This window comes from Paenibacillus sp. FSL R7-0048 (assembly GCF_038004505.1).
In the GTDB taxonomy this organism is placed as follows: domain Bacteria; phylum Bacillota; class Bacilli; order Paenibacillales; family Paenibacillaceae; genus Paenibacillus_AQ; species Paenibacillus_AQ odorifer.
Genome location: NZ_JBBORF010000001.1, coordinates 3,439,826 through 3,451,966, shown reverse-complemented (window position 1 = coordinate 3,451,966; position 12,141 = coordinate 3,439,826). Strand labels below are relative to the sequence as shown.

The 12,141-nt window shown below is 40.3% G+C and carries 11 protein-coding genes; 2 read left to right on the top strand and 9 right to left on the bottom strand.

Annotation, left to right across the window (positions count from 1 at the left end):
* Nucleotides 1-76: 76 nt before the first annotated feature.
* From NSQ91_RS15565 to NSQ91_RS15535, 7 genes are all read right to left on the bottom strand, one after another.
* The gene (locus NSQ91_RS15565; RefSeq protein WP_076303786.1) at nucleotides 77-703 is read right to left on the bottom strand and encodes an HAD family hydrolase; all 627 of its coding nucleotides are present in this window, start codon (nucleotides 701-703) and stop codon (nucleotides 77-79) included.
* Nucleotides 704-761: 58 nt separating this feature from the next.
* A complete protein-coding gene (locus NSQ91_RS15560; protein WP_076303787.1) occupies nucleotides 762-2,243 on the bottom strand; it encodes a DUF4179 domain-containing protein in 1,482 nt (493 codons plus the stop codon).
* 17 nt (nucleotides 2,244-2,260) lie between these two features.
* Entirely contained in the window at nucleotides 2,261-2,758 is a 498-nt protein-coding gene (locus tag NSQ91_RS15555; protein ID WP_076303801.1) for an RNA polymerase sigma factor, read from the bottom strand.
* A 166-nt stretch (nucleotides 2,759-2,924) separates the two neighbouring features.
* Nucleotides 2,925-5,309, bottom strand: a complete 2,385-nt coding sequence (locus NSQ91_RS15550) for a polyprenyl synthetase family protein (protein ID WP_076303788.1) — start codon at nucleotides 5,307-5,309, stop codon at nucleotides 2,925-2,927.
* A 76-nt stretch (nucleotides 5,310-5,385) separates the two neighbouring features.
* A complete protein-coding gene (locus NSQ91_RS15545) occupies nucleotides 5,386-6,156 on the bottom strand; it encodes a flavodoxin family protein (RefSeq protein WP_076184551.1) in 771 nt (256 codons plus the stop codon).
* A gap of 165 nt (nucleotides 6,157-6,321) precedes the next feature.
* On the bottom strand, nucleotides 6,322-6,888 hold the full coding sequence (cysC, locus tag NSQ91_RS15540) for an adenylyl-sulfate kinase (RefSeq protein WP_076303789.1): 567 nt from the start codon (nucleotides 6,886-6,888) through the stop codon (nucleotides 6,322-6,324).
* Nucleotides 6,889-6,923: 35 nt separating this feature from the next.
* The gene (locus tag NSQ91_RS15535) at nucleotides 6,924-8,003 is read right to left on the bottom strand and encodes a saccharopine dehydrogenase family protein (RefSeq protein WP_076303790.1); all 1,080 of its coding nucleotides are present in this window, start codon (nucleotides 8,001-8,003) and stop codon (nucleotides 6,924-6,926) included.
* Nucleotides 8,004-8,131: 128 nt separating this feature from the next.
* On the opposite strand from NSQ91_RS15535, the gene NSQ91_RS15530 reads away from it, so the two are divergent.
* Nucleotides 8,132-9,217 carry a helix-turn-helix transcriptional regulator gene (locus tag NSQ91_RS15530; RefSeq protein WP_076278428.1) on the top strand — a complete coding sequence of 362 codons (1,086 nt, stop codon included), beginning with the start codon at nucleotides 8,132-8,134 and terminating at the stop codon, nucleotides 9,215-9,217.
* Between the two features lie 79 nt (nucleotides 9,218-9,296).
* Here NSQ91_RS15530 and NSQ91_RS15525 read toward each other — a convergent pair whose 3' ends face one another.
* Nucleotides 9,297-10,820 carry an MDR family MFS transporter gene (locus NSQ91_RS15525; protein WP_076125763.1) on the bottom strand — a complete coding sequence of 508 codons (1,524 nt, stop codon included), beginning with the start codon at nucleotides 10,818-10,820 and terminating at the stop codon, nucleotides 9,297-9,299.
* Nucleotides 10,821-11,096: 276 nt separating this feature from the next.
* Between NSQ91_RS15525 and NSQ91_RS15520 the strand changes: the two genes are divergently transcribed.
* Complete coding sequence (locus tag NSQ91_RS15520; RefSeq protein ID WP_172628892.1) at nucleotides 11,097-11,519, top strand: MarR family winged helix-turn-helix transcriptional regulator; 423 nt, start codon at nucleotides 11,097-11,099, stop codon at nucleotides 11,517-11,519.
* Nucleotides 11,520-11,599: 80 nt separating this feature from the next.
* Here the strand turns inward: NSQ91_RS15520 and NSQ91_RS15515 are convergent, their stop codons facing one another.
* A complete protein-coding gene (locus tag NSQ91_RS15515; RefSeq protein WP_036677965.1) occupies nucleotides 11,600-11,941 on the bottom strand; it encodes a DUF1801 domain-containing protein in 342 nt (113 codons plus the stop codon).
* Between the last annotated feature and the right edge of the window lie 200 nt (nucleotides 11,942-12,141).

Genomic DNA, 12,141 nt, shown 5'->3' with positions numbered 1-12,141 from the left:
AACATACAATGAAGGTTTTTCCATTAAAAAAACAGAGGGCAAAATGCCGCTCTGCTATATATTCACCCTATTCACTTTACAATTGCAGCTTTAAAATATCCTGCGGAGTTTCAAATTTATATTTCGCGGGAATATGCTCATGCTGCTTGCATCCCCATAAAGCTAATCCAAAATCGACACCAGCATCTCTTGCACATTCATAATCATAGATCGTGTCCCCTATGTAAATAGATGATTCAGGGTTTGCTTTTGATACTCTAATAAATTCTAGCAAGGGGTCTGGATGTGGCTTATGCTTTGCTGTATCTTCTGCGATAACGGTATATGATAAATATTTAGTTAAGCCAAATGGAACGAAATCGTCATTTAGCTCATCTCTTGTCTTGGAAGTCACAATTCCTTGAACGATCTCTTTTGACTGTAATGAACTCATTACATCTACAATTCCGTCAAAGATGTTAATAGTATCATAGAAATCTTTCATGAAAACATTCCATCTCTCATTGCCCTCATGAATATCTTCGATCCCAAGTTGTGGTAATGAAGCTGAACCGGGAATACCTAACACAAAATAGAGCTCTGACAATTCATACTCTCTGTTATGATCCACCTTTAACATCTTTTGCAGAGAACTCAGAACAGCGATTTCTGTATCAATTAAGGTTCCATCCACATCAAAGATTACAGTGTTATATTTACGCATAACTACCTCCTATAGGATTACAACAAATACAAGATTATTAATCGTTAAGCTTAATCTATTACTTAGAAAATAACTCTACGGCTTGCGTATCCATAATCGGATTAATATATTTCTCTAGCGTAATCGTTAGGGGTTGAGGATAATCTTTCGCTCCCTTTCCAAAAGTATAACGCATTTCATCCACGGCTGTACCCTCCTTTGAAGTCATGTAGCCACCGAAGTTTCCTCCCGAAGTTGTTTTGATTGCTCTTTTATGCACATTTCCTTCCGCATCAGTAAAAGTCTCAGCAAGTCTAGTGTAGTATTTTAAATATTCGGCATCAGTAATTGTATGCCGCAACAAGATCTCTCCTTCATCTGCATAATTCTCTTGCGTTGGAACAACAAGCTCAAGGCCACTTCCCGGTGCTTCAATGATTTGCTGCTTATTGAGATCGACAACAATTTTCATTTTATTCTTTTCCACTGCCGAGATACCAAAGGTTTTTAATGAAACGGTGTCTGGCTGACGGTTTAGACTGCTCTGGCTGTTCCTGAACACCAGTGTAAACTTGGTGTTGTCCGAATAGACTTCAGAATTGTCAGAGTTGATGATGTCGGGGTAAAATAATTTTTCGGTAGCTCCCCCATTTGTACTAATCAGAACTGGATTAATCAATTGGAAAATTTGTTTATCATTGTTCGGATCATACTCCAAATCTACATAGGTACTAAGCGGTGTATATTGCACTAGATTCACTTTAATCTTTTGCCCGTCAACTGTCAGCGTTTTATCCGTTTTTAGAATTCTTTCCTGTGCTTTGAGCATATCAGGATTAAGTTCGAAAGCAACATCCAGATTAGTCCGGTACTTATTACTACTGGATTGTAGCGCCTTATCTGAAGTTTCAGTGAGAATGACATTATAGTTTACTTCCTTTGGATATTTAACCGTTGGTGAAAGACTAGTAGTGTATATAAAATCCTTAGACTGGCCTGGTTGAATTCGGTTATCGCTGGCAAGCATACTTAGTGCAGCACCTTTATGTAGATTCGACTCCTGTATGCCTTCATATTGAAGCGCAAAATTCGCATGTATAACTTCTTTGTCTGTATTGTTCTGAACACTGTATAGAATATACACCTTCCTTCCATCTGTTACTGCACCAGTTACATCCACTCGGTACCCCTTGTTTTCCGCGCTCTGACCCACCGGCATCACGAGATTCTCTTCCAGAGCACTAGCAAGCGCTGGTTCTAACCTTGAAAATGAACGATAAGCTGCAAAATCATCTGTATTTTTAGGGCTGGCGGTTTGAACTGAAGGTTCAGCCACTTCCTTGGCCGGTAACCCGATTGAAGAGTATGTAAATAAAAGGGCTGCGGCTGCAGCTGCGATCACTCCCAAACCTGCGGTATAAACGCGGCGTTTCTCACGTTTTTTTCCTTCCATAATTCCCTTTCGCATCGCGTTATAAATTTTCATTTCCTGTAAAGTTTCAGTATTCTGATTCATTTCATCAACATTTTTCTGCAAAATACGATCTTCTTTATCTGTCACTCCGTTCACCTCCCATATCACTTCAGCACATTACGAAGCTGTTTAAGTCCATCACGTAACCAGGTTTTGATTGTACCTTCAGGTTTTTTTAGCACTTTTGCGATTTCGATTGTAGTCATGTCATTGTAATATTTAAGAAGTACCACATGCCGATATTTGGGCTTTAATCGGTTCAGAGCACGTTCCAGATCAATCCGGTCGTTACTTTTCATTTCCTGAGTTGCAACCTCTGCCAGCTTCTCCGTAGGAATCACTCGTTTTTTTCGTCGTAGTTCATCCATACAGCAATTGATCGTAATTCGAATCAACCAAGGTGTAAATGACTGTTCATCTTTAAGCTTCTTACGTTTCATCCAGGCTCGACATGAAGCCTCTTGTACAACTTCTAACGCGTCCGCTTCTGTCCGTAGATAACTATAAGCGACGGTGTACATTTTCCGATGCTCCACATACAGGCGTTTAAAGAAAACTTCCTCATCCATTCGGGCAAAATCAACCATTCTGACCTCGTCCATCGTCCTATCCACCACTCACCACACCCCCTCTTTTTTTGTCAGTGTCGGTATTAGGATAAAGTCATCGTTCTGATGTTCTTATAAGTAAGACGGAGTTGAACGTAAAAACGATTGATTTTTTTCATAAAAAAGTGCTGGCAAAGATGCCAACACTCCATTTTCATATTTATCGATCACGATTAACCATATAATTCAATAGATGTTTTAAAAAATTGATATTGCGGGGGATCTCTTTTAGCGCCTCCATGGCAAGACAATAGTGCTCCCACATCTCTTTTCTAGCGCCTTCTGAACCCAGAATGGAGACAAACGTTGCATTGTTATTCTCAACATCCTGCCCTGTGGGCTTACCCAGTAATTGTAAATCCCCTTCCAAGTCGAGTAAATCATCTTTAATCTGAAAAGCAATCCCCGCATGATAAGCAAATTTCTTCAAAGCTTCAATTTCTGTCTCCTTAACCTGTGCGAGAATCGCTGGCATAACTAGTGAAGCTTCGAACGCAATGCCCGTCTTATAGAAACAAATCATATTTAATTGCTCTAGCGTCAATGCTTTCCCTTTAGAATTCAAATCCATCGCTTGCCCCATGCAGGTATCTTCCGCCTTTTGAGCTGAATATTGCATTAAAGCAATTACGGATTTAGCATCGAATGTAGAAAGGGATGCCTGTTCCTCAATCGACTTCTGAATTAGAAAGAGTCCTGTCAATTCCGCCGTTGCGCTATTATACACCTCATGTAGAGTTGAACGGCCTCTTCGAGTGGGGGCATTATCCTGTGAGGGCAGATCATCGAAAATTAAGGATGCAGTATGCATATATTCCAAAGACCTCAAAAGCGGCACAATTGCCGCGCTGTCTAATCCGTATTCGTTCACCCCCATAACCCAAGTCAGAATAGGTCGTATTCGCTTGCCATCACCCTCTAAACTATAATTGGCTGCATCAATTAACATTTCTTTCATAGCTGGTGTCCCAACAGGTTTATTAATCGGCAATTGATTGTTGATTTCACCACGAACCTTTTGAATCGTATTGTGAAAATCCACCTTTTCCTGCTTGTTGTTTTTTAAATTCGTAAGCATTTGATCTCTTAGTAGTTTGTCAAAAAAATCCACATCATCAGCTTTCAACACCATTTGCTGCACGAGACGATTAAATTCGGGTTGACCCGAAGCAAAGATCTCCATAATCTCTTTATACTTTTCAGTACCCACACGTTCTTTACAACGCTTCAAACCGTTAATTGCTCGATCTAGAATCACTTCACGGGTTTTGGCATCGGAGTGATATACGGAATGGATTAGATGAGAGATGACGGTCCAGTATAATTCAAAAGGGTTTATCAAATCTGAACGTTGATCACGGTATTTCAGAAAATAGGTATACGGCGTTACCGCTCCCTCTTTCATATCGTCAAACATATCTGCAAAATCATCAGCCAGTTGATTGTAAAGACCATAATAAAAAGTGCGTTGATCAAATCCATCATCTGTAGGTGCACTAATAACGGATCGGACAATTAAACGGGAAGAAGAGGATTTTAAGATAATGGGGATATAAAGCTCTTCATTGGTGTAATTAGCGTTGGAAAGTTCCTTAACACGGTCCAGCTCCTGAGATTGAAAAAACACAAAGGATTGCTCGAAAAATATGTTCTGCATTTCTGGACGTTGATAGCTTTTAATATATTCGAAAGCTTCACTAAGCTCCGAATGTACGTATCGAATGAATTCCATGTTCTCTCCGGACCATTCTCCAAGCTCAGGCACAGATCTAGTAAGGATAGCGTCGCGTATCATGAGGGAAAATTGCTCTTTTTCTTGAACCGTTAAGACACTGGAATCGAGAAGATCATCAATAAAAGGGTAAGTCAGCCCATAAGAATAACCAAGTCTAATGGCTTCACTAAGCTTCTTAGAACGTTCCAAAGGTGGGGTACTCTCCCCCATTTCCTCCATTACATGCAGAATGACCCCGATAATGATCTTAATTAACTTACGCTGCGCTTGTTCGGCATTCATTTCCTGCGGAATTTGGGTTGATACGTTCTTTAGCTTGTCGATCACCCAGATGGTGGCGGTCTCGACGCCTTCTTTCTGCGCCCAGCGATATACTCCTGCCAAGCTCATAAATTCTGATTGATCTCTTATCGTTGTTGAATCGTCTGGGATCAATTGAGATCTAATGTCAGCAACCATTCGCTGAATCCTGTTTTGTGTATCAGTAGAATCCAAGGCTTTGCCCAGATCCCTCATATATAAATAGGACACGCTGCGATCTAAATAATCATCCAATTTACCGTTAAGATTCAGCCAGCCTATATACCTATGATAATCCTGCGAATCAGGTTTCCTTTTCCCTCTAGAGAAAAATGACAACCATGAGCGGCGATGAATATGATGTTTTTTCCATAATTGAATATCTTCAGTGAGAGTAGATACATAAGTTTTTTCTTTGAACTGCATGTGCAGTGAAACAAAATACTGAGCCGCCCTCTGCTCAGCTAGCGAATAGGCTGAATCGGCATGATCGGTTACATTCACATTCATAGGTGGATTACCTCAACTTCTCTTTTGGTTAATTGTCGGTCATGTTCATATCTTATACGGGGAAGTGTCTTTATGGTTACGAATTCTTCGCCATACGTTTCCCAATAAAGTCAAAGATCAGACCCGCTGTCCTTTTTATAGGACCCAATGAAACAGGATAATAATAACCCGACTCAAACCAGCCTTGTTCTTTGTAATAACGATAATCCTTGGAATGATCATCAAGCATTGTTTTTATACTTGTACGTGACATTCGAAACAGCATTAATCTGAGAAAAGAAGGAACTGGAGTCTTGGGCGACATAAGGTCCTTATAGAATCTTTCGGAGGCTTTCTTTATTTCTCTCGTCATTTTTTTCTGCGCAACTTCTGTTCTTGGCTCCAAAGTAGTCAAGACACAGCCTTTTGTAACTTGAAATCCGAAATTCTCGCCCATATTACTAAGGTATTTCACAATTTTGCTGCCTCCAAAGATCCCCTGATTGACAATAGCCGTGAAGGTTTTCCCAAAGAATCGAGGTCTATGAAATACAAAAGCAAGCCGGTCCAAGAGGTTCTTCATCGGTGCCGATACATGAAATGCATAATTAGGCGTGGCGAAAATAATTCCGTCAGAATGGATCATTTTCTCCATCAATACATCGCGATCATCCTTTAGTGGACAATATTCCTCACCTTTATTGAAACATATCTTGCAGCCCCGGCAATATTCAAGCCGATAATCTTTTAAAAAGACATACTCAAATTCAATATCACCATATGCTTTTAAATTATTGCCAAATTCACAAACCGCTTCAAAGGTCGCATGCTTTTGTTGATTCCCAATAAATGCAGTAACTTTTTTCATTTGAACCCCTCCATATATGCATATTTTGAATAAGACCTATCAATATGAATGAATATTATTTTATTCATTCATATTGTAGCACCTTGATCCCTTTTATGCGATATAATTCCATTTGAGAATGCAAAAAAAGAAGCCCGACTTGACCAGGCTTCTGTTAACTTCCCTCTATATCTTTTTAGCGTAATTATGTGTAACAAAATCAACTAGCAGATTCACACTGCTCTCCATATCGTAAATCTCTGTGTTAACTGTCAATTCGGCATGTTCAGGGGCTTCATAAATAGCATCAATACCTGTAAACTCACGAATTTCACCTTTTCTAGCTTTCTTATACAGCCCTTTAGGATCACGTTGTCCGCAGGTTTCTAATGAACATTGCACATAAACCTCTGCAAACTCGCCAGACTGAAAACGATATCTAATCGCTTCTCTAGCAGCTGAAGAAGGTGAAATCATCGGGACAAGCACTATAAAGCCAAGATCCAAAAACATAGATGCTACTTCGGCTGCGCGACGCATATTTTCTTTACGATCCTCTTCTGAAAAGCCTAAATCAATATTCAAACCTTTTCTTAGCTGGTCGCCGTCGATCACAGCACATCGGATGCCTTGCTTAAACAATTCTTTTTCAGCTTGTTGTGCTAGTGTACTTTTTCCTGAACCTGATAATCCTGTGAACCAAAACACGCCCGCTTTATGACCGTTCAACAGCTCCCAATCTTTTCTATTCATTCTAAGACGCCCCTTTCTATATGATTAATATTATACTAGTTTACCGCAGTCTTGAGAGAAATGGCTGATCCTAATTCCTTCTGTATATACGCTATATCAGTCATCTGCTCAATATGGTAAACTCCACCTGGGGGTGGTGAATCATATAGATGTTTTGCTACTGCCGCTGTTACTTTTGCCGTAATGATAGATTGATTCTTTCCTTGTAATAAAAAATCCGCATGAAGTATTTTACCTTCTGAATTTCTTCCATGTGCTTCAACCTTAATAGCGAACCCATCATCCCCCAAATGCAGCCGCCCCATAACACGAACAATTGAATTCTTCAGCCAGCCTATTTGTAGTAAGCGAACGGCTCCAGTTCTTTTCGTTATTGCCAGTATTTTAGTAACTACAGCTGAATCAAGACAAAATCGTGTAGAGATAGACGATGATTTCAGTGTTCTGCTAAGTGTCTGTTGATCTGAGAATGGAAAACGGTAAGCATATCGGTTACCCATCTCATCACCAAAATGATACAACCTTCTGTCTGTAAAGCTCTCCACCTCAACCTGGCGATTATCCTGCTTCACTTCGAACTTAGCTGCTAAACTGTCAACTGTCCATTCTAGCGCCGCTTTGCCATGAGAATCACCTAATCCGAGCATAATCGCAATTTCTATCTCCTCAATCTGATCCATCTGCCGCTCTGCTTCAAGGGCCAGGAGATTAGTGATGCCGGGAGCAAGTCCTACACTTAAGACAGCACTTGACCCATTGTCTTCAGCTTCTCTCTTGTATTTCTCAATTTCATTCAAAAACAAACCGTTCGCAGATACATCCACATAATGAATACCGCTTCGAAACACCGCTCTTATAAAATCCGTATCCGTTTGATCTAAGCACATAATGATTAATTTCACTCGTTCTAACTTATCAGTAGGTAAAGGTTTATTAATATCCAACTGCATCGGCTTAATTTTCCCATTAGTTGCTTGACTGAATTGCTTTGCTTTTACAAGACTTCGCCCTGCAGCATATACTTTTCCAGGATATTTTTTCTCTAAGATTTCACAAATGGTACGCCCTACATGGCCATATCCACCGACGACTACAATATCTTCTTTTCTCTGCATTTTATCACCGCATCCTATATAATAGAAATAATTAAGAACCATTCTCAATTATACGGATATGGTTTACATTCACTATCCCATAAATGTGGGATACCTGTTTTTATACTCCATGACTAGAGGGCTGACCTATGAAAACCATAAGACAACTTAATCATATTAAACAACAAATCATACGGTTAGGTGCTGTTTCTGATTCTTCACATAGCTACCGTACTTCATTACTGTCGATTTTACGCGAGGCTGTACCCTTTGATGCTGCCTGCTGTACCCATGTTGATCCACAGACACTACTCTCGACAGGTGCGGTTACAGAAGATAACGTAGAATCCATTCATCATCACTTGTTCCAGATCGAATACGGTGAAGACGATATTAATCCCTATGAGCAAATGGTTCATAGTAAAGTGCACGTAGCTACTTTATATGAAGCAACCGAAGGGCAGCCAGATTTGAGTGCCCGCTATCAAAAAGTACTGTCTCCGGCAGGATTTGAAGATGAATTACGCGCTGTACTTGTTCATGGAGATGCGTGTTGGGGGTATCTGACACTTTACAGAAAGTCGGGTCAGCCTGTATTTTCACAGGAAGATTGTGTACGGATAGCCTTAATGCTTCCTGAGATTGCCGCAAGAATGCGGGCTTTCAGTCTTGAGTTGCCTGAGAGAAATCAGACTTGGCTGGAAGAAGATTACGGTTCCGGAATTGCCGTCCTTTCTGATCAACTAGTGCTCCTCTCCTCCAATCCTACAGCAGACCGCTGGTTAGAGAAACTTCGTTCATTAGAAAAAATTGATCACCATATCCTGCCACGACCAATTCGGGCGGTGAGCACACAAGCAATCAATAGTCCCTCTGAATCTTCGGGGATGGCTAAGTCCTGTATCCGGATGTCAGACGGACCTTATCTAGTGATCCGGGCTAGCCGGCTTCATGCATACGACGGTCAGACGCAAATTGCCATTTCATTCGAGCCTGCACGTCCAGCAGATATGCTTCCTATCATTGCAGAAGCGTATGATCTGACGAAACGGGAACAGCATTTACTTGAAGGAGTAATTCGCGGATTATCTACTAAAGAATTGGCTGCTGAGTTACATATTTCTGCTTACACGGTTCAGGATCATTTAAAATCCATTTTCGCTAAAGCAGGTGTCAGCAGTCGTAGAGAGCTTATCTGGCATTTACATTCTCGTTATAGCATTTCAGAGAAATAGGATCGCCGAGCTTCTTATCAAAAAAGCCCAAGCCTTTATTAACAAAGGACTTGGGCTTTAATTTTTATCTTTTATTTCCTTAATGCGATGCCGTAAATTCTTCCAGCTCAGAAGCAGGGTCAAACTTCTCCCTGCTCATCACAAATGCTGCCATTAGAGCTATAACAGATGGAATAATCGCCCAAGCAAAGGTATGAACAAGAGAAGAAGATAATCCTTCGGTGATTTTATCAAGAACCTCAGAGGGAATTTTGGCCCGTGTGTCGGGAGTCAAAATTGTACTTGGATCACTTAGATTAACACCTTCTGGCGCCGCGCCTCCCTTACTGAACATGGAAGCTAGTTTATTCGAAAAAATGTGACTTTGAATAATACCAAATACCGTAATGCCAAGTGTCATTCCCAGCTCCCGTGTGAAGCTAAGTGTCGAACTTGCAGAACCCCGTTGTCTTGCTGTAAATCCATGAATCGCTGCATTGCTTAGAACAGAAAATGATGAACCTATGCCAAGACCCACCAGAAACATAAAAATAGTGACCATAAACCGGGAGGAGTCTGGTGTTAGTGTGGTAAGTAGAGCCATACCTGCTACAAGGAGTACTAACGTAGAAATCATGATCGTGCGATAATTAAATTTAGAGAGCAAGAATCCTCCGCCAGCAGCAGTGATAACAGAACCAATCATCATCGGAAGTAGAACAAGCCCCGAATTTGTGGCAGACCCGCCAAGAACCCCTTGAATATAAATTGGAATGTACACCGAGGCTGTAATAAATGCCGCTCCGCTAAATATCGCCATAACATTACTCGTAGAATAGAGACGATTCTTGAACATGCCAAAGGTAATGATTGGCTCTTCTGCACGACGTTCGATAACAATAAAACCAATTAAAAACACAACAAAAGCCATAAACAATCCCAGAATCATTGTCGAGTCCCAAGCATATTTCTTACCCCCGAGCTCAATCGCAAACATGAGACAAAGGATTGAAGCTACAAGTGTAAAAGCCCCAAGATAATCAATTTTCTCTTTGGAATGCTCAACAGATTCTTTGTAGAAGAAAGCGATCATAAAGAATGCAATAACACCAATGGGTAAATTGATATAAAAGACCCAAGACCAATGAATATAATCCGCTATATAAGCGCCAATAAGAGGACCAAAAATACTGGAAATACCATAGGCAGCACCGAATAACCCACCGATTTTCCCCCGTTTTTCTGGGGCCACTACATCGAACATAATCGTGAATGCAATAGGAACGAGTGCCCCTCCACCAATACCCTGAATTGCCCGATAAATACTAAGCTGGACAATAGAATTTGCCGTACCACATAAAGCTGAACCAATCATAAAAACAATAATACCGAAAATAAAAAATCGCTTACGTCCATACATATCCGATAATTTACCGAAAATCGGCATACCCGCCATCTCAGCTATCATATAAGCGGACGTAACCCACATCAATTTGTCAAAGCCGCCAAGGTCACCTACAATGGTTCCCATTGCGGTTGCAAGTATAGTATTATCCATTGATGCCATAAGTGTAGCCAACAATAGAGCTACTATGATAACCCCAACTTTATTTTTCTTTTCCATGCTCCTTTTTCTCCTCCACTTTTCCCAAATGTTTAGTTCTACTCTAATTGTTAAAGGATTGTGCACAGGCTTCATTCCAAACCACGTGATGTTATACCCTTTGCAAATTAGTGAATAATTCGATAAAATCAAGACAATTAATTAGATTTTCATCAAGCATCTCGTTTATTAATTATCTTGACTATCAAGATATAAACATTTTAAAAGGAGGGTCCTCTTTTGTCAAGAGATCGACACAATCAAGTTACAATTCAGCAGGAAGACTTAACTTTACGCATGCGGGGTCTAGGCAGCCGAACGGTTTTGTATCAGCAAAAAGTAGCAACTTCTCTAGGGTTATACAATAACGATTTTCTATCTATAGATATCCTTCATGAAAAAGGTCCTATCACCGCCGGCGAGCTATCCAAATTAACTGGACTTACTACAGGCAGCATTACCACATTAGTTGATCGACTTGAAAAAAACGGCTTTGTTCGCAGAGAACATGATCCCAATGACCGTCGTAAGGTGATTATTGTTCCTTTATATGAGAATAACGAGGTTGGAAATGCCTACCTTCCTTTGCACACTAAGATGGTTAAACTGGCGTCTTCCTTTACTGAGCAGGAGCTTGAGCTTATAACAACATTTTTAGGCAAAGCAAGTACCATCCTGGAAGAGCAGATTCACTATCTCAGCACTACAACGAGTAACTAAAACTGTATAATCGTCAAAAAGGACGATATCCCATGAAGTCAAATGACTTTGAGATATCGTCCTTTTAATATAAGTATGGCTCAAAGAGAAGCTGAAGCTTGAGCAACTAAAGAGACCAATTGTGCAGAATCAAATGTGTCTCCTTTTCGAAGCTTCAGGGTTTTCCTTTCAGGTGGTCCCTCAAATGCTCCCTCAGGAAGCGTTAGCTCGGTTGTATTAAAGATTACAAAGCTGACTGCGTCTTTTGATGTCGAGATGGCCGCAGCGTATTTTCCATTTTTCAAAAAATGAGGTTTCTTATACTGAATACGTTCCTGCACATCCGGTATAGCCTGATGAACAACCTCACGTAGTGAGGTGGACAACTCCACCTGCCATGATTCTTTTAGCGCTTCAATAAAATCGATTACTTCCTGATTCATTTTTCATCTCTCCCTTTAAGTAATTAAATGGTTTGCCTGAATAAGCGCAGTAAGTTGTTTAACAAAATCAGGAGGTCCTTTGAGAAATCAACACATCTGCAAAAGAATTTCAAAAATTTAATAGTTTAAATACCCCTTATATTAATTTCTTGTTCATGTAGTCATTATCCTTCTGGCAATTTAGAGATATCCAGCTCGTT

Bases quoted from the DNA above. Each gene is read 5' to 3' on its own strand.
- NSQ91_RS15565 (WP_076303786.1), bottom strand. From the start codon at position 703: ATGCGTAAATATAACACTGTAATCTTTGATGTGGATGGAACCTTAATT.
- NSQ91_RS15555 (WP_076303801.1), bottom strand. From the start codon at position 2,758: ATGGACGAGGTCAGAATGGTTGATTTTGCCCGAATGGATGAGGAAGTT.
- NSQ91_RS15550 (WP_076303788.1), bottom strand. From the start codon at position 5,309: ATGAATGTGAATGTAACCGATCATGCCGATTCAGCCTATTCGCTAGCT.
- NSQ91_RS15545 (WP_076184551.1), bottom strand. From the start codon at position 6,156: ATGAAAAAAGTTACTGCATTTATTGGGAATCAACAAAAGCATGCGACC.
- cysC (WP_076303789.1), bottom strand. From the start codon at position 6,888: ATGAATAGAAAAGATTGGGAGCTGTTGAACGGTCATAAAGCGGGCGTG.
- NSQ91_RS15535 (WP_076303790.1), bottom strand. From the start codon at position 8,003: ATGCAGAGAAAAGAAGATATTGTAGTCGTCGGTGGATATGGCCATGTA.
- NSQ91_RS15530 (WP_076278428.1), top strand. From the start codon at position 8,132: ATGAAAACCATAAGACAACTTAATCATATTAAACAACAAATCATACGG.
- NSQ91_RS15525 (WP_076125763.1), bottom strand. From the start codon at position 10,820: ATGGAAAAGAAAAATAAAGTTGGGGTTATCATAGTAGCTCTATTGTTG.
- NSQ91_RS15520 (WP_172628892.1), top strand. From the start codon at position 11,097: ATGCGGGGTCTAGGCAGCCGAACGGTTTTGTATCAGCAAAAAGTAGCA.
- NSQ91_RS15515 (WP_036677965.1), bottom strand. From the start codon at position 11,941: ATGAATCAGGAAGTAATCGATTTTATTGAAGCGCTAAAAGAATCATGG.